General features: G+C 60.9%; 19 protein-coding genes. 9 read left to right on the top strand and 10 right to left on the bottom strand.

What is annotated here, in order from left to right; all coding sequences use genetic code 11:
* Positions 1-217 precede the first annotated feature (217 nt).
* The 3 genes from Q666_RS52055 to Q666_RS52045 are packed head-to-tail and all read left to right on the top strand — an operon-like array spanning position 218 to position 3,673.
* Positions 218-862: a TetR family transcriptional regulator C-terminal domain-containing protein gene (locus tag Q666_RS52055; RefSeq protein ID WP_031269085.1), complete on the top strand. Its 645-nt coding sequence runs from the start codon at positions 218-220 to the stop codon at positions 860-862.
* A 10-nt stretch (positions 863-872) separates the two neighbouring features.
* On the top strand, positions 873-2,069 hold the full coding sequence (locus Q666_RS52050) for a pyridoxal phosphate-dependent aminotransferase (protein ID WP_023000378.1): 1,197 nt from the start codon (positions 873-875) through the stop codon (positions 2,067-2,069).
* Positions 2,060-3,673: a 5-guanidino-2-oxopentanoate decarboxylase gene (locus tag Q666_RS52045; protein ID WP_023000379.1), complete on the top strand. Its 1,614-nt coding sequence runs from the start codon at positions 2,060-2,062 to the stop codon at positions 3,671-3,673. The genes Q666_RS52050 and Q666_RS52045 overlap by 10 nt, the downstream gene beginning before the upstream one ends.
* 22 nt (positions 3,674-3,695) lie before the next feature.
* Here Q666_RS52045 and Q666_RS52040 read toward each other — a convergent pair whose 3' ends face one another.
* Entirely contained in the window at positions 3,696-5,723 is a 2,028-nt protein-coding gene (locus tag Q666_RS52040) for a sensor histidine kinase (RefSeq protein ID WP_023000380.1), read from the bottom strand.
* Between the two features lie 51 nt (positions 5,724-5,774).
* On the opposite strand from Q666_RS52040, the gene Q666_RS52035 reads away from it, so the two are divergent.
* The 3 genes from Q666_RS52035 (at position 5,775) to Q666_RS52025 (ending at position 8,040) form a co-directional block, all read left to right on the top strand.
* Positions 5,775-6,428, top strand: coding sequence for a response regulator transcription factor (locus tag Q666_RS52035; RefSeq protein ID WP_031269087.1), 654 nt, complete (start codon positions 5,775-5,777; stop codon positions 6,426-6,428).
* A 101-nt stretch (positions 6,429-6,529) separates the two neighbouring features.
* Positions 6,530-7,183 carry an SH3 domain-containing protein gene (locus Q666_RS64985; protein ID WP_161633242.1) on the top strand — a complete coding sequence of 218 codons (654 nt, stop codon included), beginning with the start codon at positions 6,530-6,532 and terminating at the stop codon, positions 7,181-7,183.
* An 83-nt stretch (positions 7,184-7,266) separates the two neighbouring features.
* Positions 7,267-8,040 carry a hypothetical protein gene (locus tag Q666_RS52025; RefSeq protein WP_152533366.1) on the top strand — a complete coding sequence of 258 codons (774 nt, stop codon included), beginning with the start codon at positions 7,267-7,269 and terminating at the stop codon, positions 8,038-8,040.
* A gap of 424 nt (positions 8,041-8,464) precedes the next feature.
* On the opposite strand, the gene Q666_RS52020 is transcribed toward Q666_RS52025, so the two are convergent.
* Together Q666_RS52020 and Q666_RS52015 are read right to left on the bottom strand one after the other, a co-directional pair.
* Positions 8,465-10,303 carry a VWA domain-containing protein gene (locus tag Q666_RS52020; protein ID WP_023000384.1) on the bottom strand — a complete coding sequence of 613 codons (1,839 nt, stop codon included), beginning with the start codon at positions 10,301-10,303 and terminating at the stop codon, positions 8,465-8,467.
* A 123-nt stretch (positions 10,304-10,426) separates the two neighbouring features.
* Positions 10,427-10,837, bottom strand: a complete 411-nt coding sequence (locus Q666_RS52015) for a hypothetical protein (protein ID WP_023000385.1) — start codon at positions 10,835-10,837, stop codon at positions 10,427-10,429.
* A 343-nt stretch (positions 10,838-11,180) separates the two neighbouring features.
* Here Q666_RS52015 and Q666_RS64980 point away from each other — a divergent pair, with 343 nt between their 5' ends.
* Complete coding sequence (locus tag Q666_RS64980) at positions 11,181-12,764, top strand: PAN domain-containing protein (protein WP_023000386.1); 1,584 nt, start codon at positions 11,181-11,183, stop codon at positions 12,762-12,764.
* Positions 12,765-12,833: 69 nt separating this feature from the next.
* On the opposite strand, the gene Q666_RS52005 is transcribed toward Q666_RS64980, so the two are convergent.
* From Q666_RS52005 to Q666_RS51980, 6 genes are all read right to left on the bottom strand, one after another.
* The gene (locus Q666_RS52005) at positions 12,834-14,261 is read right to left on the bottom strand and encodes a carnitine 3-dehydrogenase (RefSeq protein WP_023000387.1); all 1,428 of its coding nucleotides are present in this window, start codon (positions 14,259-14,261) and stop codon (positions 12,834-12,836) included.
* Positions 14,258-15,022 (bottom strand): SDR family oxidoreductase, encoded by a 765-nt coding sequence (locus Q666_RS52000; RefSeq protein WP_023000388.1) that lies wholly within the window; start codon positions 15,020-15,022, stop codon positions 14,258-14,260. Before Q666_RS52000 ends, Q666_RS52005 begins: the two co-directional genes overlap by 4 nt.
* Position 15,023: 1 nt before the next feature.
* A complete protein-coding gene (locus Q666_RS51995) occupies positions 15,024-15,941 on the bottom strand; it encodes a 3-keto-5-aminohexanoate cleavage protein (protein ID WP_031269089.1) in 918 nt (305 codons plus the stop codon).
* A gap of 112 nt (positions 15,942-16,053) precedes the next feature.
* Positions 16,054-16,836 carry a carnitinyl-CoA dehydratase gene (locus Q666_RS51990; RefSeq protein WP_023000390.1) on the bottom strand — a complete coding sequence of 261 codons (783 nt, stop codon included), beginning with the start codon at positions 16,834-16,836 and terminating at the stop codon, positions 16,054-16,056.
* Positions 16,836-18,863 carry an acetate--CoA ligase family protein gene (locus tag Q666_RS51985; RefSeq protein ID WP_023000391.1) on the bottom strand — a complete coding sequence of 676 codons (2,028 nt, stop codon included), beginning with the start codon at positions 18,861-18,863 and terminating at the stop codon, positions 16,836-16,838. Before Q666_RS51985 ends, Q666_RS51990 begins: the two co-directional genes overlap by 1 nt.
* Before the next feature lie 3 nt (positions 18,864-18,866).
* Positions 18,867-20,027: an acyl-CoA dehydrogenase family protein gene (locus tag Q666_RS51980; RefSeq protein WP_023000392.1), complete on the bottom strand. Its 1,161-nt coding sequence runs from the start codon at positions 20,025-20,027 to the stop codon at positions 18,867-18,869.
* Between the two features lie 77 nt (positions 20,028-20,104).
* Between Q666_RS51980 and Q666_RS51975 the strand changes: the two genes are divergently transcribed.
* Positions 20,105-21,052, top strand: coding sequence for a helix-turn-helix domain-containing protein (locus tag Q666_RS51975; protein ID WP_023000393.1), 948 nt, complete (start codon positions 20,105-20,107; stop codon positions 21,050-21,052).
* 67 nt (positions 21,053-21,119) lie between these two features.
* Here the strand turns inward: Q666_RS51975 and Q666_RS51970 are convergent, their stop codons facing one another.
* Complete coding sequence (locus Q666_RS51970; protein ID WP_023000394.1) at positions 21,120-21,482, bottom strand: hypothetical protein; 363 nt, start codon at positions 21,480-21,482, stop codon at positions 21,120-21,122.
* Between the two features lie 374 nt (positions 21,483-21,856).
* Here Q666_RS51970 and Q666_RS51965 point away from each other — a divergent pair, with 374 nt between their 5' ends.
* A complete protein-coding gene (locus Q666_RS51965; RefSeq protein ID WP_023000395.1) occupies positions 21,857-22,339 on the top strand; it encodes a sigma-70 family RNA polymerase sigma factor in 483 nt (160 codons plus the stop codon).
* Positions 22,340-22,346: the final 7 nt, after the last annotated feature.

The raw sequence follows: 22,346 nt of genomic DNA, 5'->3' as shown, positions 1-22,346 counted from the left end.
AGCTCTCCGCCCGGTAAGTGTTGTCAGCTTTGCACTTGTCTCGTAATTATTCAACCGTATAATAACGAAAAAATCGATGCCGGTGCGTCACGCCACCGGAGATCATGGCGGAGGACACAAGAATGGCGCGGGAGGCGAAAGCGATGGCTGCAGCATGGTGCCTGACTTCGCCTGCGAACCCGTCAGTGCGCGGGATTCTGCCGGTCCGGAGCCTGTCATGAGCCGTCGTCCGTTCCATCGCGCAAGTGAGGCCGAGCGACGTCAGGATCTCATCCGGGCGACGCTGGATTGCATTTCCGAATTTGGTCTGCGCGGCGCGACCGTTCGTGAAATCGCGGCACGCGCCGGTGTCACCCCCGGCCTGATCCGCCATTATTTTTCCAGTAAGGACCAGATGCTGCAGGATGCCTATCGGGAAGTCATGACCGGAATGACATCCACTGTGGCGGCGGCTGCCGATGGTGATCAGCAGAGCCCCAGGGCACGACTGCACGATTTCATCGTGGCCAACCTGACGCCACCGGTTGCCAACGCACGGACGTTGTCGCTCTGGGCTGCTTTCATCAGTCATGTGCGCGTCGATCCGGCCTTTGCCGAAATCCACCTTGAGAGCTATCTCGCGTTTCGGTCTGTGCTGGAAACCCTCGTCGCCGAGGTGCTGGCCGAATCGGGTGAGCCACCCGATGCAAAGCGGTGCCGGGAGCTGGCAATTGCGATCAACGGCGTGATCGACGGTCTGTGGATCGAAGGCACGCTGGTGGGTCACCTCTTTTCCGAAACGCCCCTTCCGGGCGTTGCCATCCGGTCCGTCGAGGCATTGCTTGGCGGAATAAGCCTTGCCGCCAAACCACACTCAAACTGAGAGACCGACTATGCGTTATGCGTCGATCACCGACCGCCTTGCCCACCTGGGCTCGGGAAAATGGACTGTCCACATCAAGGCGCGCGAAATGGCGGCTGCGGGCGTTCCCGTTATCGAGCTGACGATCGGCGAGCCGGACATCCTGCCCGACGAAGCCTTGTTCGAGGAAGCCAACCGGGCGATGAGGGCCGGCCGTATCCGTTATTCCAACGGTCGGGGCGAGCCGGGTATCGTTGCTGCATTGACGGAAAAATATCGCAAGCGTCGGCCTGACGTGAACGAGCAGAACGTCCTGTGTTTCCCGGGTACACAGACTGCCCTTTTTGCGGTGATGCTCGGCCTTGTGGAGGCCGGCGACGCCGTTCTGGCAGGTGATCCGCTATATGCCACCTACGAAGGCGTTATTGCCGCGACCGGCGCGCACATGGTGCCGGTGCCGCTTCGCCCTGAAAAGGGTTTTCACCTTCAGGCGGAAGATCTTGAAAAGGCAATCACTCCGGACAGTCGGGTGCTCCTGCTCAATACGCCGCACAATCCGACCGGGGCGACGCTGACGGCTGGGGAAATTGCCGCCATCGGTGAGGTTTGCATCAAGCATGACCTCTGGATCGTCTGCGACGAGGTATATGAAAAGCTGATCTTTAAGGGAAGTTTCGCTTCCCCCTTCGACCAGCCGGCGCTGGCGGACCGGACTATCGTGGTGTCCTCTATCTCCAAATCTCACGCCGCCCCCGGCTTCCGGTCCGGCTGGGCAATCGGTCCGGAAGAATTCTGCACGCGGTTGCTGGCGGTTTCCGAAACCATGCTTTTCGGCGGACAGCCGTTCATCGCGGACATGACGGCCATGGCGATTGCCGGGGATTTCGACACTGCCGAGCGCATGCGGGAGAGTTATCTGCGGCGTGCGAAGCTCATCATCGGGCATCTTTCCGGACACGGTGCCCTGAAGCCCATGATGCCGGAAGCTGGCATGTTCCTGCTGGTGGATGTCAGCGCAACGGGACTGGATGGCGCCACCTTTGCCGAAAGGCTGCTGGAGGAAAAACAGGTCGCGGTCATGCCAGGGGCCTCCTTCGGCGATCAGGCGACGAATTTCATCCGGTTGTCGTTGACGGTGGCCGATGAAACGCTTTCCGAAGCAACAGACCGCATCGCGGCCTTTGCGGACAGTCTCGGCAAGGACGAGGAGAACCGTAAATGGGCGTAGTGACCAAAACGGTCGGTGAGGCCCTGATCGATATTCTTGAGGCCAATGGCGTGGAAGCCGTCTTCGGCATTCCGGGCGTGCACACGGTCGAGCTTTATCGGGGGCTGGCTGCCTCCGAAATCCGCCACATCACCCCGCGCCACGAACAGGGGGCCGGGTTCATGGCGGACGGATATGCCCGCGTGACCGGGAAACCCGGTGTCGCGCTGGTGATCACCGGCCCGGGCCTGACCAATACGATCACCGCGATGGCGCAGGCCTATCAGGATTCCGTGCCGATGCTGGTGATCTCGGGCGTCAATGCACGCGCAAGCCTTGGCCATGGCAGGGGCAAGCTGCACGAGTTGCCGGACCAGCGCGCCATGATGGCACCGCTTGCGCTGATTACACACACGTTGCTGGAGCCCTCGGACCTTCCGGCTGTCATGGACCGTGCGTTCGCGATCCTGCAGTCGCGGCGTCCGGGTCCGGTCCATATCGAAATTCCAACCGATGTGATGGTTGAAAAGATTGCCGTTGGCGACCTGCGCCCCTCAAAGGCCTGCGGCCCGCGGGCGGCTCAGGCACAAGTGCGAGAGCTTGCCGAAAAATGCCGCAAGGCCCAGCGCCCGGCGATCCTGTGCGGTGGCGGTTCTGTTGCTGCCGCAGACAAGATCCGTTTGCTGGCGGAGCGGATTGACGCGCCGCTGATCACCACGGTCAATGCGCGGGGCATGTTTGCGGGACATCCGCTCTCCGTTCCGGCCAGCCCGAGCCTTGCCGCCGTCCGCGACCTGCTTGCAGCCTCCGATCTGGTGATTGCGCTCGGTACGCAGATGGGACAGACGGATTACGACATGTATGCCGATGGCGGCTTTCCGGAGCTTGCCGATCTGGTGAGGGTGGACATCGATGCAGACCAGCTTGCCCGGGGGCCTGAAGCTGCGCTGCCGGTCCTCTCCAGTGTCGACCAGTTGCTGGACGACCTTCTGCCGCTGCTTGAAGGTCCCGGTACGGCGGCGGACGGTGCTGCACGGGCCAAGACTTGCCGAGAGGCGGTTTCAACCTGGTTGAGCCCCAAGATGCAGGCGGAAATCGGCGTTCTGGAGACGATCCGCGAGACGCTGCCCGGTTGCATCATCGTCGGCGACAGCACGCAGGCCATCTATTCCGGCAACTTGTCCTTTGAAGCAGGCCGGCCGCACGGCTGGTTCAACGCGGCAACAGGGTTCGGTGCACTTGGGTATGGCCCTCCGGCCGCGATCGGTGCCAGCATTGGCGAACCTGAAACGCCTGTGATCTGCCTTGTGGGTGATGGCGGGCTTCAGTTCTCGCTTGCCGAAATCGGCTCAGCCAGGGATTGCGGAGCCAGGGTGATTTTCCTGGTCTGGAACAACGACGGTTATGGCGAAATCCGCACCTACATGCTGGATTGCGGGATTGAACCGGAAGGCGTGACACCATCAGCACCCGATTTTGGCAAAATCGCCGAAGCCTATGGTTTGCCGTCCGTGCGTCTTGATGACGTCTCAGAGCTCGGGGCCGCTCTGAAGCGGTTTTCAGACCTGTCCGGACCAAGCCTGATCGAAATCCACGAAACAGGCACGCGCGGGGCGACCGCCTGACGTGAGACCCTGCGGGCTTTGCTCAGCTTGAGGCCGGCAAGGACAGCCTGAATTGCGTTCCCCTGCCTTTTACAGACTGGCAGGTGAACGCAAGCCCGTGTTCACGCGCAAGGTCGTGACAGACCGATAGACCAAGGCCATGTCCGCTGGACGTGCTGCCTTTCTTGTAGGCCTTCAGAAAGGTTCGCTGTTCGGTCTCGGTCAGGCCTGGTCCCGTATCGAGCACACAAAGCTCCAGGGCCTGTCCACGGTTACGGACGCCAATCAGGACCTTGCCTTTTTCGGTGTATTTGACCGCGTTGGAGACCAGGTTGCTGGCGATGCGCATCAGGACCATGGGCGGCACGGCGGTCTTGCGGGTTGATGTAACTCGTCGCAACTTCAGGCCTTTTGAGATTGCTTCCTCGCCAAACATCTGCTGGACCGTGTCGAGAACAAGCGAAAGTTCGTAGCTCTCCATTTCCGCCGAATTTGCGCGGGTGATGGCGATGTCTTTCTGCGCCTGGTCTTCTTCGCCGCTTGGATCGGAGCTTTCGGCTGTCTCTGTGCCATCGTTCCGCGGTGCCGTTTCCGCCAGGTAGGAATTCGACAGGGCCTCCATGTAGTCGAATGCCTCTGCAAGACGTTGGCGAACCGGCGGTTCCATATGGTCGGCAAGATGGTCGAAGCTGAGCCTCAGTGAAGTGATCGGCTGTTTCAGATCATGGGAAGCAGTCGCCAGTTGCCGCTGACGCAGGCTGGCCAGATCGCGGGCACGCGTGTAATTGCGCTCGGCCACGAGCAGCTCCCGACTGCGCTTTGCTTCCGCTTCAAGGGCAGCGATTTCGGCCTGAACGGCATTTGCGTGTTTGTGGCGCAAGGCAACGATATGGGCGGTCAAACCGGTCATGGTGGCAATCAGCAGGCAGGAGAAAATACCCTTGACCGTGCTCGCAACTGGCAGGATTTCAGTCTCGAGGCCAACGACCATCAAGGCAATCAGCCCAACGACCAGCACGGTGCCAAAGGCTGAAACCAGTTCCGAGCTGACATGTGCCGCGCCTTCGCTGCGTCGCCAGCTGCGGCCTGCCAGGAAAACGGAAATGAACATCAGCGCCAGCAGCAGATAGCCGAAAAACGCGACATAGGTACCGGGTGAAAAGAAAGACAACCCGAAACCGGCGATCGATAGGGCGGAAAGGGCTGTCAGGCCGATGGAAAGTCTTGTCTCGCGGCCCGCGGTGGCGACAGAGCGGCCGGAAATGACGAAGCCGAGGCCGGATAGGGAGAACAGCAGGAAGAAGCCTGTCGGAGACTGGAGTTCAGGCCTGTAGGGAAAGAAGAACCGGAACCAGAGGCCGTCAATATAAGCGATGAAAGCAAGTCCGAGCCCGAACTGGACGGCATAAAGCATGCCGATCCAGTTTTTCATGGCCAGATGAAAGCCGAAGAAGAAAATCAGGCAGGAGATCGTGAAGGCGTAGAACGCCGTATGGGTGATGCCGGACGCAAAGGCTGAGGCTTCAAGCTCCACCGGTGTTTCCAGCGCCATCTTGAAGGACTGGAAAGGCCCGAACTTGAAATTGACCAGGAGGGTGACCCGCTCTTGCGGCGCGATGTCGAAGACGGGCGTGCGCAACCTCGTGACCGAATGGTCTTCCGGTGCGAAGGGTTCGAAAATCGAATAACTGATCAGGCTTTCGGTAAAGCCGCTTTCGCGGATGACATAGGCATCCAGTTCGCTGACCAGCGGCAGGTCGATCGTCAGCACGAAAGGATCCGGCGCACGGCCATCGTTCAGTGTTGCGTTGACGATCTCGACAGCGGCCCAGGCTTCCGGCGCATAGTTGGTTTCCAGCAGAGAGGCCTTGAGGGTCGGAGAGAATTTGCCGGAGCGGAACCGGTTCAGGATGTCGGCAAGAGATGCTGACGGATCGCTCTCATAGACCAGATGCGGCTTCAGGTCGCCAATCCCCTGGCCGGGCTCGAGGCGCACAGTTTCTGCCCGGGCGATGCCGGTCACGAGAAGGCTGAAAAACAGAAGGGCCCACAGGTGCAGAATTCTGGTCATTTCCCCAAAGGCATGTCAGATAGAAGGACTGCAGCTGCTGGATCGAGAGCCGTGAAAGATCAAAGATATAGTGCCATCATTGCAGACGATCACGCAATCGTTCGCTCGGGTTTGCGCGACGCTCTGGAAAAGCCGGGCCTGTTCGAACCGGAGGGGATCAACGTGCTGGCGGAAGCCGGCGACGGCCTCAGCGCGATAGCCGAAGTGCGCAAGCAGCGGCCAGACCTCCTGTTGCTGGATGTCTCCATGCCGATGGCAGGCGGCGTGGAAGTGCTGATCGAGGCAAGGCGCTGGTCGAAGGAAACGAGGGTGGTCGTGCTGACAGGCATTTCCGCTGTCGGGCTGATATCGGATCTCATCGAGGCCGGGGTCGATGGCCTGTTCTCGAAGGCGTCGGACAATGCCGAGTTCTACCAGAAACTGCCGGGTATCCTGCGCGGACAGCGGCATATTTCAGACGTGTTTCTGAAGATCCTGGAAGAGACGCCCGCGCCGCCGGTTCTGACGGACCGGGAGCGGCAGACGCTGAACCTGATCCTCGCGGGGCGATCCAACAAGGAAATTGCCGAAGGACTTGGCATCAGCGTCAAGACCGTCGACAAGCACCGCACCAGCCTGATGCAGAAGCTGAACGTGCATTCGGTGCCGCAACTGATGGCCAAGGCGCTGAAGGAAGGCATGATTGATCCATCAAGGGAACTTTGACCGGGGAATGCCTGTTCTGGCCGGAATGGGGGATCGGCCCCATGGCCGGCACTCAGCCGCCATGCGTTACTGCTGCAAGTGACCCGCAAAAGGATTGTGCCATGCGCCCCTGTTTCAGACTTTCAGCAACCTCGCTTGCTGCGATACCCGTTGCCGGCATGCTGATCACGGGCTCGGTCCAGGCGCAGGATGACGGTTTCCGCGAGATCCGTATTGCTCCCGGCACAGCGGTCGCCGCCAATTTCATGGATGTGCTGATGCCGTTTCTGCAAGGCCATCCGGAGAGTGACGAAGGCAATGCAGCGCTCGACCTGAAGATGCGCAAGGCCGACAGCGGCTACAGTGTCGATATCGTCATGACGGGATATCTTGATGACAGCCTTTCCGGTGAGCATTACAGGGGCACCGTTGTTCACACGGCGACGGGCGAATGGGAGCTTCTGGAGATGAAGGTCAAACCCTTGTGCGCACGTGGTGTGAATGTCGGCGGGATATGCACCGCATCCGCATCACCACCTGCCATGTTCCGGTCTTCCGGTGCCGTTGACGGCCGGTTGATGTGCGTCAGCATTGCGCAGGACGATGTTCTGAATGTACGGCAGGGCCCCGGAACACGGCATGCCGTTACCGGCGCTCTTGCGGCGGGAACCTGTAATGTGGAACTTTCCGAGAGCTGTGAGGGAAGCTGGTGTGAAATCCGTTCGGGCGCGGTGTCCGGATGGGTGAATACCCGCTACCTTGAGCCCGCCAATTGAAAGACATATCGACGAGCCCCATGCCGGTCAGAAATCAGCATCAGCGCAGATCTGCCAAAAGCCTTCTCATCGGAGGCTTGCTGATGTCTTGCGCAACTGTCGCGGTTCTGGCCAGCGGCTTGCCGGAGCCGACATTCCTGGAAAGCGGCAGCAACGACCTGATCCGCTTTCAGAAAGGCGAGGTGCCCGCACCGCCGGTTGCACTGGAGGCCGCCCCGTCAGCCGCTCCGGAACCGGTAGAACCTGCCGAGATGCGTGTGCCCGAGCACCGGCTGATGGACAGCGAGGGGGCTGCTGCCGAGATTGCCCCTCCGCCGCCAGCGCGGCCGCAGCCACCGGCGCATGCACCTGCACCCGCCGACGCCCCATCCTGGACGGACCGCATGAGTCCGGAGTTAGATCGGGCCATCGACCGGACTGTCCCCCAGAGGGAACGGGTTGCGCCGGCTGCAGCGCCGAAGCAAAATTCGCAAAAACGGGAAGCCACTGGTGCGGGCGCCCAAGGCTTGAACTCTGTCATCGAAAAGTCCGCCGCAAGGCGAGCGCAGGAACCTGCGCCACTGGAGGAAGCCGCAGATGCCGATGATGCGATTTCCGCGCGGCTGGTGACGGTCTGCCTGACCAATCCGGACGATGCCAGCGGCGCCAAGGGCTTTGATATCCGGCGAGATGGTCCGCCGCGCTATGTTGCCGATGTCGGCGCGACGGCCTGTGCCCGCTTCGAGCCGACGCGCCATACGATCTATCTCTGGAAGACCAACGACCTGGGTGCCCTGTCGCTGATCCTCTCCAGCCGTCTCGATCTGGTCGAGGCAGACGGGACGCAAGTGTCCCTGGACTGGTTGCGGGACCGATAACCGGCCCGACAGCGCAATCGCGCAGCCACCAGATTTATTCTCGAATGTGTCAGTCGTCCGTACGGCTCTGCGAAGGAGTGGATCCCGGGTCTCGCTCCGCTTGGCCAGGATGACGAGGGAGAAGTTCCCCGAATGTCATCCCGGGCGAGCAGCGCGAGACCCGGGATCGGGGAGGCACAGGCTTCTTTTGTTTTTCGGGTGCCCATTTCGCTGACCCTCGGCTCCCCGGTCCCGGATCTTCGCTGCGCTGCGTCCGGGATGACGAATGGAGGGGTGACCATGGGAGAGTTGACCATGGGAGGGCTGACCAATGGAGGGATGGTGCGTGAGGTGACGGCGCATGGCGACGGTCAATTGAGGGGGAGAATAACAAATGGAAACCGGCAGGCGGGCCTGCCGGTTTCTGTGCGGGCGGTGGGGGAGCCTAGCGCTCGGCGACGTCCGCGAGACGGACGAGGGTCAGGAACTCAGACCGGTAGCCGAAGCGATCAGCGCCCTTGTTCTCACTGGCGAGTTTTTCAATCGCCTTGAAATCCCAATCTCCCAGGTGATCGGTGCCTTTCAGCTTCTGCCCGAAGGCGGCAACTGACGCGGCAAAGAGGGTTTCCGACATCGGTATGCCGCTTGTATCTGCCATGACCGGTGTCTCGATCAGGGTACTTTCCTTGTCTCCGGGCAGCTTGTAGCGCAGCTTCACGAAGGCGAGTTCACCCGAATAGGAAGTGCGAACGGGTTCGATCTTCTCCTTGGGGCCGTAGCGCAGGTCCGAGAATTTTTCCGCCGGCGAGCCGACAGGGGTGATTTCATAAAGGGCCGTGACGTTGTGGCCCGCGCCGATATCTCCCGCATCTACCTTGTCGTTCCTGAAATCCTCTGTTCTGAGCGCCCGGGTCTCGTAACCGATCAGGCGGTATTCGGCGACGGTGTCCGGGTTGAACTCGACCTGGATTTTGACGTCCTGGGCGATCATGGAGATGGAGCTGACCACCTGGTCCACCAGCACCTTGCGGGCTTCGGACAGCGTGTCGATGTAGGCGGCAACGCCCTGTCCGTTCTGCGCAAGGGTCTGCATCAGTTCATCGTTGTAGTTGCCGCGACCGAAGCCGAGAACGGAGAGCGCCGTGCCGTTTTCCTGCTGTTCAGTGACATACCGTTTCAGGCTGTCCGGATCGGACAGGCCGACGTTGAAGTCGCCGTCGGTGGCCAGGATGATCCTGGTCTGCTCGCCGTCGCCGGTCATTGTTTCGGCCAGGGCGTAGGCTCCTTTCAGACCTTCATGACCTGCCGTTGAGCCACCGGAGGTCAACGCGTTGATCTTTTCCAGGATCCGGCTCTTGTCGGTAACCTTGGTCGGTTCCAGCAGAACACCGGAGCTGCCGGCGTATGTGACGATCGCCACTTCGTCCTCGTCGCGGAGCGTGGACAGCAGCAGGCGGAAGGATTGCTGCAGCAGCGGCAACTTGTTGGCATCGGCCATGGAGCCGGAGGTGTCGATCAGGAACACCAGGTTCTGCGGGGGAAGGTCATCGAGCGGCACCTTGTGGCCCTGGATGCCGACCTGCATCAGCCTGGTGTGTTCGTTCCACGGGGTGTCGATCACGGAAACATTGGTGGAGAAGGGGTGACCGCCCTTTTCGGGCACGGGATAACTGTAATCGAAGTAGTTGACCATTTCTTCCACGCGCACGGCATCCGGGTTCGGCAATCGGCCGCCGGACAGCGTGCTGCGGACATAGGAATAAGAGGCGGTGTCGACATCGACGGAGAAGGTCGATACCGGTTCCGCGCTCGTGCGTTTCAGCGGGTTTACTTCTGCGGATGCAAACCGTTCCCGGTCTGCAGGCTGAACGGCTGGCATTGCCGGTGGTTCGGACTGAGCCACCTTTCTCGGGGCAGAGCCGCCACTGCCGGAGGAAAGCGACATCAGGCCGCCGGTGGCTGCCTCCGAGCCAATCATTAGTCTGTCCTGAAAAGCCGGGACCGGGGCCGGGGCCGGGGCGGGCTGCGGGGCTGCGGCCGGACGGGAGATGTCCGCGATGACGGAGTGGCTTTCCTCCTGTTTCCTGCGCTGGGTTGTCGAAACCGAGGCATCATCGTCTCGCTCACCTGCAATGGTCATCCGGCCGGCTTCTTCCGCCGGGCTTGTGAGCTTTTTCCCGAGCTCCTGCCAATCGATGGTTTGCGAGGCGATGCCGGCGAAGGCGATTGTCACCAGCGAAGCGGAGCTGATCAGCAAGGTTCTGGGCATGTGTTTGCCAAACATGAGACAAATCCTTTTCGTCGCCCGGAGGAAAGGTCCGGGTGTCGGGGTGATGTGGAAAGGTTGGGTAATGTGCCGGGCAAGAGCCGCGCCCTTGCGGCGCGGCCTTGGTGTGTTTGCCGGGTGTTACCGGAACACGATGCGGTAGCTTGCGCCCTTGCGGCAAACCGAGGTGCTGGAGTCCGCGTACCAGGTTTTGAGGAGGTTCCAGCGGCCGTTGGATTTCAGCTTGCGGAACTGGACCCGGACAAAGGTGCTGGCGTTGTTTACGCCTTCCAGGTTCCGGGTGACCTTGTAGGTGCCACCGTGGGCGATGACGCGGTTGGAAATGTTTTCCGAGCGCCAGCGGTTGGAACCGAGGTCACGGTAATCGAGATCGTAAAGCTGGATCGGCTGGCCGGTGTTGTTCTTCACCGTGATGTTGACCTTCTTGCAGATGTCGAACAGGGCGGCGGCCGGGGTCACGGCACCGAGGGAGGCAACGCCTGCAATGGCAAGAACGGTGGCGGCTGTTGCGGTTTTGGCAAGGGCTTTCATTGGTCAATTCCTTTCTCTTGAATAATCTCCTTTCGGAGGGGGTATCGATCTTTCGATGAGAGAAAGGTGCCAGAACGGGTGGGGTGTCAGTATGGGGTCGATACCCCAATCGCGCGTCTGGTGAGGCACCTGAAAGCGGGCCGGTCACCGCAACCGGCGGGTTGAAGACACGCTTCGATATTTGGTCTATTGCTGCTTCGTCGCCTGTTTTGAAAAACGATTTCGAGATGACGATTTCATTCCCGGACCGGCCGTACCGGTCGACCTGAGGCCCCGGTTTTTTCGGGTGCCCGATCAGCCCTGCCAAAACTTTTTAAACGGACTGCCTGGAGAAGGAGTGCCCATGATTTCGAGATGCCTGGTGTTTATCCTGTTCTGTCTTGCCGCAACGGTGGCGAAAGCGGCCGACGTGTTTCCGTCGAACGCGGAAGGCTGCGACTATCATTTGCGGGGTCAGATCGTCTCGGGTGATGCGGAAAAGCTCAAGGTTCTGCCGATCAACTCGCAAGGCATCACGCTTTGCCTCGATAGCCCCGGGGGCAGCTTTGCCGAAGGAAAGCGGCTGTTCGACACGATCTGGGACCAGGATATCGCAACCATGGTGCGTTCGGGAGAACGGTGCGAATCCGCCTGTTCCCTGGCTTTCCTTGGCGGCAGCATGCGGATCGGGACAGCCGTGATCCGTTTTCAGATGCGCTCTCTGCGTCCAGGGGGCAAGCTCGGTTTCCATTCGCCCAGCCTCAACCTGCCCAACGAGAACAGTTACCCTGCCAGCGAAGTCCAGACTGCCTTTGCGATTGCGCTAAAGGCTGCCGAATCCTTTTTCGATATCAAGCTGAGCGAAGAGCACGACGTCGAGGCCATGACGGATTTCCTCTATCAGCGGATCCTCGGCACGCGCCCCGAAAACATGTTCCACATAGAGAGCATCGGCGATGCGGTGCTGGCCAATATCACCGTCACCGGACTGACACCGCCAGCCTCGATTACGGAACGGGAAATCGCAAATATCTGCGACAACGCCTATGCGGCCAATCTGATGGATGGTCGGCCGGGATATACGACCAGTTCACAATACTACGACGAAATCCTGATCGGCGATCCGGATGGAGACCGGAAAGTTGTGCTGACAAGGCAGGGAGAGGACCTGGTCGGCAAGGTCTTCAATTATGATACTCCGAGCAAATTCTCTGCGCTTGGCTGTTCGGTCCGGATATCCGACGACTGGAAACGGTTTTGGGATACCGATTACAGTCCGCTCAGTGTCCGTTTCGAGCAGTATTCCGTGGGTGACGATTTCGGTGACGGGGAGGCCGAGGAATTTTCCGCGCCTTACTGGTATCTGCTGCCGGCTTCCCTGAAGCTTGACCAGCAGGCAGAAAGAAACGTAGCCGGGCAGAATGCAAGTGCACCCGCATCTGCGCCTGCTGCGTCAGGCGAGGGCGGTTTCGTTCGCCTGAGCGGCTATGATCTTTACGGTGGAGATCTGTCGGATGGCGTGCTCCGCAACATGAGCGCTGAGGACTGTATCTCGTCCTGTAGCGCCAGAAGCGGCTGCGATGCCGTGACCCATGACCGATGGAACCGGATCTGCATTCAAAAGTCCGTCGGTGACAGCAATGGCAGGCTCTATCTTCTTTCCAAGGCCGACACCTATGTGCAGCGGGCTGCCGCCGGGTCTCTCAAACCCAATCTGAGCGTGCCTGTCCAGACGTTCACCAAACAGAACAAGGGCTTTCCCGGACAGCCGGATGAAAGCCTGCAGGCGGGATCGGCCGGCCAGTGCGAGACGCTCTGCACGGAACGCACCTGCCTCGGGTTCAACTGGTCTGCCGGGTCGGGAAGATGCGATCTGTTTGCGCGGCCGGGTGTCTATTCCGACGCCGAAGGTATCGTGGCCGGGTTCATGGTTCAGCCGGCCCAATAGGACCGGCCAGCAGGACCGCCCAACAAAACAGGCCCGTCCGCGGTTCCGTTGACCGCGGACGGTGTCTGATCAGACCGCCTTCTGTCCGACGAAGCGGCCGGCACCTTCCGGAAAAGGCAGGGCTTTGTGGGCGTCGGCGAAGGCCTTGAGCTTCTCGCCGACTTCCGCTCCCGGCAGGGAACTGGCGCGGGTGTTGAGATCGACATGGAGCAGAAGGGTCTCCATGGTCGCGGCAAGTTTGCCGTCAGCGTTTTTCAGGAAGTGGAACAGCTGCATCTTTTTGCCTTCCCCCTGGAGCACCTGGGTCGTGACCGTCAGGCGTTCACCCGCCAGAAGCTCGTCCAGGTAGCGCAGGTGATTTTCAACGGTGAAGTAGCTCTTGCCGGATGCGATATAGTCGGCATCCGCACCGATAAGCTCCATGAACCGGTCGGTTGCGGCAGCACCTGCTTCCAGGTAGTGAGCCTCGTTCATGTGGCCGTTGTAATCGGTCCAGCTCTGCGGGATCTGGCGGTCTCCCGTGATCGGCAGTTCAGCCTCCGCCGGTGCCGCCAAAGCCCGTTCATGGGTGTTGAGAACGCCGCCTGCACCGCTGCCGCTTTTCTTTAGCGCTCGCATCATGCCGACGAGATTGTCGTCGCGCAGGCGTTCCAGCTCGCGAATGGAGCGGTGGCCGGACTGCGCATCGGACTGACCGGCGATCAGGTCGACCAGCTCGTCGGTGAACTCCGGCACGTCCATCAATTTGGTCCAGGGCCAGGAGAGGCATGGACCGAACTGGGCCATGAAGTGCTTCATGCCGGCTTCCCCGCCGGCGATACGATAGGTCTCAAAAAGGCCCATCTGCGCCCAGCGCAGACCGAAGCCCATGCGGATTGCCTCGTCGATTTCTTCGGTCGTGGCAATGCCGTCCTTCACCAGCCAGAGCGCCTCGCGCCAGACAGCTTCCAGGAAGCGGTCGGCAATGTGGGCGTCGATCTCCTTGCGGACATGAAGCGGGAACATGCCGATGCTGCGCAGGACCTCGGCCGCGCGAGCGGTTTCGGCAGCATCACCGACAAGTTCCACCAGCGGCAGCAGATAGACCGGGTTGAACGGGTGGGCGACGACGGCGCGCGCGCCTTCGCTGGTCAGTTCGGACGGCTTGAAGCCGGATGTCGACGAGCCGATGACGGCGGTCTTGGGCGCGAGCTCCGTCAGGCTGCCCAGGACTTTGTGCTTGAGGTCAAGGCGTTCGGGAACGCTTTCCTGCACCCAGTCAGCACCAGCGGCTGCCTCGGCAAGATCTGAATGGAACGACAGTTTGCCTTCGTCCGGCAGGCGCTTGTCATAAAGCGCGGGCAGGCTGCGGCGCGCATTGTCGATGACTTCGCCGATCTTGCGTTCGGCTTCCGGGTCGGGGTCGAAGACGGCAACGTCCCAACCGTTCAAAAGGAAACGGGCGGCCCAGCCGCCACCGATCACGCCGCCGCCGACGATGCATGCTTTTTGGGTCATGGTGCAAGTGTCTCCGTGTGGCCGTCGATGGCCAGGATCTGTCCTGAAATGCGGGCGCCTGCTTCGGACGCCAGAAAGTGAATGGTGTTTGCTACATCCTGGGCAGTGACCCAGGTCTTGAGTGAAACACCCTTGACGTAGCTCTCTCGAATGGCCTCTTCGGTCTCGCCGCGCGCCCTTGCTTCCATCGCGACGACCCGATCCATCCGCTCCCCTTCCACCGCGCCCGGGCAGACCGCGTTGACGCGAATGCCGTGGGGGCCGAGCTCCATTGCGAGCGTCTTGGTGAGGCCGACAATTGCCCATTTTGCGGAGGCGTAGGGCGAGCGGAACGGGTAGCCGTAAAGTCCGGCGGTCGACGAGGTGAGCGTGATCAGACCGTGGCCCTGAGCTTTCAGCACTCTGGCCGCCCAGCGGCAGGTCAGGAAGGCTCCGTGGAGATTGGTCGCGACGCAGCGTTGCCATTCCGCGTAGTCCAGCGTCTCGATCGCCCCTGCAGGACCGCCGGTGCCGGCATTGGCGCAAACCACGTCGATGCCTTTCCAGCGGTGTTCTAGGTCGTTCAGGAACGCGGACATTTCCGCTTCGCTGGTGACATCGGCAACAGCAGCGATCGCGTTGCCATTTGCTTCCGAGAATGCGGAAACGGCTGCAGGATCCGCATCACAGATCGCGACTTCGTCTCCGTCTGCCAGGAAGCGTTCCGCAATGGCGCGGCCGATCCCGGACGCTCCGGCCGTGACGAGGACCCTGCGGCTCATGTCAGGCGCTCACCGGCGCGCGTTTGGTCAGGCCAAGCTTTTCACGAACGGCCTGCGGGCCGATGATCTTGGCGCCCATGCCTTCAACAACGCCGACGGCCTTCTCGACCAGCTGTGCATTGGTGGCAAGCACGCCTTTTTCGAGGAAGATGTTGTCCTCGAGGCCAACACGAACGTTGCCACCGGCCAGGATGGAGGCCGCCACATAGGGCATCTGATCGCGGCCGAGACTGAAGGCCGACCAGGCCCAGTCATCCGGAATGGCGTTGACCATGGCCATGAAGGTGTTGAGGTCGTTCGGCGCGCCCCAGGGCACACCCATGCACAGCTGCACCAATGCCGGAGAGGCAAGCGTGCCTTCCTTGACGAGCTGCTTGGCAAACCAGAGGTGGCCGGTGTCGAAGGCTTCGATTTCCGGTTTCACGCCAAGTTCGGTCATCATGGCCCCCATGGCGCGCAGCATGCCGGGGGTGTTGGTCATGACATAGTCGGCTTCGGCGAAATTCATGGTGCCGCAGTCGAGCGTGCAGATTTCAGGCAGGCACTCGCGAATATGGGCCATGCGCTCGGTTGCACCGACCATGTCGGTTCCCTTTTCAACCAGCGGCAACGGGCTTTCCGTGGATCCGAACACGATGTCGCCGCCCATGCCTGCGGTGAGGTTCAGGACCACATCCACATCGGCGGCGCGGATGAGATCCGTGACTTCCCGGTAGAGGTCAAGCCGGCGGGAGGGGGTGCCGGTTTCCGGATCGCGCACGTGGCAATGGACGACGGCTGCCCCCGCCTTGGCGGCGTCGATGGCGCTGTCGGCGATCTGCTTCGGGCTGCGCGGCACATGCGGAGACTTGTCCTGGGTACCGCCCGACCCGGTGACGGCGCAGGTGATGAAGACTTCGCGGTTCATGGTCAATGGCATTTGGTTCTCCTGGATCAGCGACAGTTCAACCGGAACCGATTGAACTGCCGGAAACTGATTGTTTTTAACGTGTCAGGTCATCTTGATGGCGTTCATGTCGACGCAGGATGATCTAGCGGCCCTTCCAGACCGGGTCTCGTTTTTCGGCAAAGGCGCGGGCGCCTTCCTTCTGGTCTTCAGAGCGATAGAGCTTTTCGACTGTTTCGAACTGGCTTCCGGTGATGCGGTTGAGCGCGTCCTGGAACTTCATGTCTTCTGCCTCGCGCACGATTTCCTTCAGCGCCGCATAGACAAGCGGGGGACCGGAAGCGAGCAGCTCGGCCAGTTTCCAGGCTTCCGCCATCAGGTCCTTTCCAGGATAGATGTGGTTGATCAGGCCCCAGCGAGCGGCTTCCTCTGCTTCGATCCAGCGGCCTGTCAGCAGCATTTCCATGGCGATGTGATAGGGAATGCGCTTCGGCAGCTTGATGCTGGCGGCATCGGCCACGGTGCCTGAGCGAATTTCCGGCAGGGCGAAGGAGGCGTGCTCCGCAGCCAGGATAATATCGGCAGACAGGGCAAGCTCGAGCCCGCCGCCACAGCAAATGCCGTTGACGGCAGCTATGACCGGTTTGTTCAGGCCGCGCAGCTCCTGCAGGCCGCCGAAGCCACCCTTGCCGTAATCTCCGTCGACGGCATCGCCACCGGCGGCCGCCTTCAGGTCCCAGCCGGGGCAGAAGAATTTTTCCCCGGCACCGGTCACGATGGCGACGCGCAGGTCCGGATCGTCCCGGAAGTCGGTGAAGACGTCTCCCATGATCCGGCTGGTCATCAGGTCAATGGCATTGGCCTTTGGCCGGTCGAGCGTGACAGCCAGTATGTGGCCGCGTCTTTCGGTCTTGATGGGGTTTTCCATCAGTTCGCTCCCATTCTTACCAGTGCATCGGCGGCGACGGCAAAGTCCGCACCGCAGAGCAACGGGTTGATTTCTACTTCTTCGACCGGTGCCGACAGAACAAAGCTCTGCACTGCCTGCACAGCTTCAACAATCGCTCCCAGATCGCAAGGCGGCTTGCCGCGATATCCGGTCAGGACACGGCCGATCTTCAGATTTTCAAGGGCCTTCTTGATCTCGTCCTCGCCTGTTGGAACGATCAGCGAGGTGCTGTCTTCCAGAAGTTCGGTCAGGATGCCGCCTGCTGCGAGCGTCAGGACGTAGCCGTGAGCCGGATCCCGCACAACGCCGACCAGCAGTTCGCCAAGGCTGGCGGTGATCATCTCTTCCACCAGAAACGACGAGGCCGGCATCCCGCTTGCGGCGGAGTGGACCTCGCATGCCGATTGCAGATTGAGGGCGACTGCTCCGGCTTCGGTCTTGTGGGCAATGCCGGTGCCCTTCAGCACCACCGGGTATCCAATACCTTCGGCAGCCCGGGCTGCCGCTTCCGGACCTTCTGCAAAAGCGCTCGCGGGAACCTTGAGGCCATGCTTTTGCAGCAAGGCTTTTGCCTCGTGCTCGGAAAGAAGACGGGGATCAGCGACAGCTTGAGGAACCCGGATCGGTTCCGGCGAAAGTGGTCTTGCCAGAAAGGCAGCCGCCTCAATGGCCGTCAGTGCATCGTCCAGCCCGCAGAGAGGCACGAGACCACGCTTCATCAGATCGGCTGCAAAGGTTTCCGGCATGGTTTCGGGGAGCGAACTCAGGATCGCCATCGGTTTGCCGGAAGCTTTCATCGCCGCTTCCACCGGCTCGATCACCTTCAACCAGTCTTCCGGGTCACAGCGATCCATTCTCGGAATATCGAGAATGACGATGCCAAGGGCGATGTCCGCCTGCATCATGGCAGTGTAGCACCGGGTCATGGCCTCGCCGTCACCCCAGATGTAGGTGTGGTAGTCGAGTGGATTGGCGAGAGCCACCTTGGGGCCGAGGGCCTCTGACAGCGCGGTTCTTTGCGCGGGACCGAGCGGCGGGAAAGTGATCCGACGGCCGACGGCGGTGTCGGCAATCAGGCTGGCTTCACCGCCCGAGCAGGACATGGACACGATGTTGGTGCTCGGCAAAGGGCCTGCGACGTGGACCAGCTTCAGGGTTTCCAGAAGGGCCGTCAGGCTGCCGACCCGGGCAATGCCCAGCCGGTTGAAAAGAGCGTCGGAACCAGCCGTGCTACCAGCAAGGGCGGCTGTATGGGAGACAGTTGCGGCTTGGGCAGCCTCGGATCTGCCGACCTTGACGGCCACAACCGGCTTGCCGAGTGCGTGCGCCTTGCGTGCGAAAGCCTCAAAGGCGGCAAGATCGTCAAGCCCTTCGATGTGCAGACCGATGGCGGTGACCCGGTCATCGTCCAGGAGGGCGCTGCCAATGGCGGACAGGCCCGTCTGGGCCTGGTTGCCGGCGGTCATCAGATAGGCAATCGGCAGGCCGCGTGTCTGCATGGTCAGGTTCAGCGCGATGTTGGACGATTGCGCGATGATCGCAACGCCGCGGTCGACCGGGGTCAGGCCATGCTGATCCGGCCACAGGGCCGCGCCGTCGAGCGCATTGAGAAAGCCATAGCAGTTGGGACCGAGGATCGGCATCTCGCCTGCCGCCTCGATCAGGGCGGCCTGAAGATCCGCGCCGTCGGCAAGCTCCCGGATTGCTTCGCTGAAACCGGAGGCAAAGCAGATGGCACCACCGGCGCCGAGGCGTGAAAGCGAGCGGACAATCTCGACCGTCACGTGCCGGTTGACGCCGATAAAGACCGCGTCGGGGGCGGTGGGAAGATCTTCCACGGTGGCATAGGCCCTGCAGCCGTCGATCTCTTCACGGCTCGGGTGGATCGGCCAGAGATCACCCTCAAAACCGGCCTTGCGGCATTCCCTGAGCACGTTCCGGCACCAGGAACCGCCACCGATAACAGCGACCGTGCGTGGCCGGAGCAGGCGTTCGAGTGAGCGCATGGATCAGGCTCCGAGCGGGCGGAAGATGTCGCGGCTGATGATGTGGCGCTGGATTTCGCTGGTGCCATCCCAGATCCGTTCCACGCGGGCGTCGCGCCAGAAACGTTCAATGGGGAAGTCGTCCATCAAACCCATGCCGCCGAAGATCTGCAGCGTCGTGTCGGTGACGCGCGCCAGCATTTCGGTCGCATAGACCTTGGCACTCGCAATCTCGCGGTTGGCGGGCAAACCCTGGTCGAGACGCCAGGCTCCGGCAAGCGTCAACCAGTCGGCAGCATCGATCTCGGTGATCATGTCGGCGACCTGGAAGCTGACGCCCTGGAACTTGGCGATCGCCTGGCCGAACTGCTTGCGCTCGGCGGCATAGTTTACCGCATAGTCGAAACAGCGGCGGGCGCGACCAACGCTCATGGTGGCAACCGTCAGACGGGTGGCATAAAGCCATTCGTTCATCACCTCGAAGCCACCGTCGACCTCACCGAGCACCTGGCTGTCCGGCAGGCGGCAATTGTCGAAGTAGAGAATGCAGTTCTTGTAGCCCCGATGGCTGACGGAGCGATAGCCGTCGCGCACCTCGAAGCCGGGTGTGCCCCGGTCGACCAGAAAACAGGTGATGCGCTTCTTGGGGCCTTTTGGTGTTTCGTCAACGCCGGTCGCCACAAACACGATGAAGAAATCCGCGTGTTCGGCGCCGGAGATGAAATGCTTGGAGCCGGAGACCACCCAGTCTCCTCCGTCGCGTACCGCCTGGCATTTCATGCCGCGCACATCCGAGCCGGCATCGGGTTCGGTCATGGCCAGCGCGTCCATCTTCTCGCCGCGCACGGCCGGCAGAAGGTAGCGCTCGATCTGCTCGCCCTTGCAGGCCATCAGGATATTCTGGGGACGGCCGAAAAAGTGGTTCAGCGCCATCGATCCGCGCCCCAGTTCCCGTTCCACCAGGGTGAAATCAAGATGGCTCAGGCCGGCACCGCCCACTTCTTCCGGGAAGTTACAGGCGTAGAAGCCGAGATCGATACATTTGCGCTTGATCTCCTCGCCGAGTTCGGCGGGCACCTGGCCCGTCTTCTCGACAAGTTCCTCATGCGGGTAAATCTCGTTTTCAACGAAGGACCGGACCGTGGAGACGATCATCTCCTGTTCTTCGCTCAGCCCAAAATGCATCGGAATCTCCTCTTGCCTCAGGCCGACGAGAGTGAGACAAACGGGCTTGCTCCATTGTGCAATTTTGGTTTGAAATCATGCCGATTTCACAAAAATCGAATTCGGTTCGAAAAATCTGCGTACTGTTGTTCGAAAGCTTTTCGAACCACTGCCTGGCGAATGCGATCGAGCCGTTCCGGGCAGCAAACACGATTGCCCGAAAGCAGCTCTATTCCTGGCAGCATGTGAGCCTTGCCGGAGGAACCGTCACGTCATCCAGCGGTCTGCCGGTGGCGACGTCTGCCTGGTCGGAGGCAAAGCCTGGTGGTGATTATCTCTTCATCATGCCGAGCTACGGTTTCGAGGCTTTTGCAGGTCCATCAACCGTGCGCGCCTTGAAGGCCGCAAGGCAACGGTTCGGCACATTGGTCGGCATGGATACTGGCGCATGGCTGTTGGCGGCCGCCGGTTTGCTGGAAGGACGCAAGGCAACGATCCACTGGGATGAACTTACGGGATTTGCCGAAAGATTTCCGGATGTCGATGCAGTGGAGGACCGTTTTGTACTTGATGGCAACATCTGTACCTGCGGCGGGGCGTCGACCACATTCGAACTGGCGCTGGAACTGATCAAGCGGCATCACAGCCCGATGTTCGCGCTCGAGGTGGCAGCCCTGTTCATGTATGGCGACAAGCTGGACATGCACGATCCGCACAAGCGTTTGTCGGCGGATGCCCTGGTGCGCAGCGCGACTGCGCTGATGCGGCGGACCATCGAGGCGCCGATGCCGATTGAAGATCTTGCCCGGCAGCTGAAGGTGGACCAGCGTACCCTGGAGAACCGGTTCCAGCGGGAAATGTCGATGACGCCACTAGGGGTCTACAAGGCGATCCGCCTGCGCGAGGCGCGCCGGCTTGTGGAATTGACCATGCTGGGGATTGCGGAAATTGCAGAGCGTTGCGGCTATCGCAACGCGAGTGCAATGACCCGAGCCTACCGGCAGGAATTCGGCCAGTCGCCACGCGAGCACCGGCGAAGCAGATAGTCCCGGCTGATAAACGAGAAAGGCCGCGCTAGACGCGCGGCCCTTTCTTGGAAGGTTTGAAAAGACCTTACTTGTGCGGGAAACCGGCTTTTGCAGTACCGTTCCAGTCGCCCTGGAAAGGCAGGATATGCAGCGGCTTCTTCGCCCTGGCGCCCTGTGCCCTTGCACCGGCGACCTGCTGCTGGGCAACTGTCAGCCGCTCTTCGCCATTGTAACTGCCGACAACCGGCAGGATCAGCAGATTGCCACTGCGCGCTTCAGCCAGAGCCTTTGCATTGACGGTCTGTTGAATACGGACGGAAACAGGCTTGTCGCCGTTGAGATCGCCGCGGGTGTCGTCCGGGTCGATGGCGAAGGCGTTGCCGGCCAGCGCGCCGGATACAAAGGCTGCGGTCAGCAGGGTCGACAGAATTTTCTTAGAAGTACGCATGATCTTGCTCCATGTGTCTGTTTAAACTCATGAATGACTGCAGAGCGCTGTTTGCCCCGCAGGCTGTTCATGCCGGGAACAACGACACGAATGCTGATCGGTTGCGGCGGTGGCGGTAATAACATCAACACAAAAACATGAGGCCCTGTGAGAGGGTTCAAGCCTTGCGAGGCGCGTGTTTTGACACCACGCACGCGTTCATCATGATCATTCGGCAAGCGGTACCCGGCTCACCGACCCGTGAAAGGCGTGGGAGCCGGAGAGGCCGTTTTGCATCTGTTTTTCAAACCGCGATGACAAGGTCTTGAGCGCGCTTCTGCCAACACCGTCACGTCTTACATCTCGTCCAGAAACAGCAGAACAGGAATGTCACGATGGCCTGCACCAAGGACGACTTCACCAGAGACCTTCAGAGCGAAATCCCGCATCTGCGCAGATACGCCCGCTCTCTTACGCGAAATCCTGAAGCCGGCGATGATCTGATGCAGACCTCGCTGGAAAAGGCGCTCCGGCATCACGCCAGCTTCCACTGCGGTACGCAGCTGCGCCGCTGGCTTTTCACGATTGCCCGCAATGCCTATCGCGACGAAAGAAAATGGCTTGCCCGGCGGGGTGACCACCTGCCCATAGAGGACTGGCTTCAGGAAACCCAGGCAGCGCCCGCTCAGGAAAAGCATCTGGAGCTGGAAGATGTTGCCAGGGGCATCGCCGGACTTCGGCCGGAAGACAGGGATGCTCTCGAACTGCGGGTGTTTTCGGGCCTGTCCACCGGGCAAATTGCCAAGCAGACGGGTGTGGCCGTCGGGACCGTGAAAAGCCGGCTCTCCAGGGCGCGGCACCTGCTTGCTGCCGTCTGACCACCGG

The sequence above is a fragment of the Labrenzia sp. C1B70 genome, assembly GCF_000475395.1.
Lineage (GTDB): Bacteria > Pseudomonadota > Alphaproteobacteria > Rhizobiales > Stappiaceae > Roseibium > Roseibium algicola.
The sequence above is the reverse complement of the archived record's forward strand: the minus strand, read 5'-3'. Positions and strand labels throughout refer to the sequence as shown.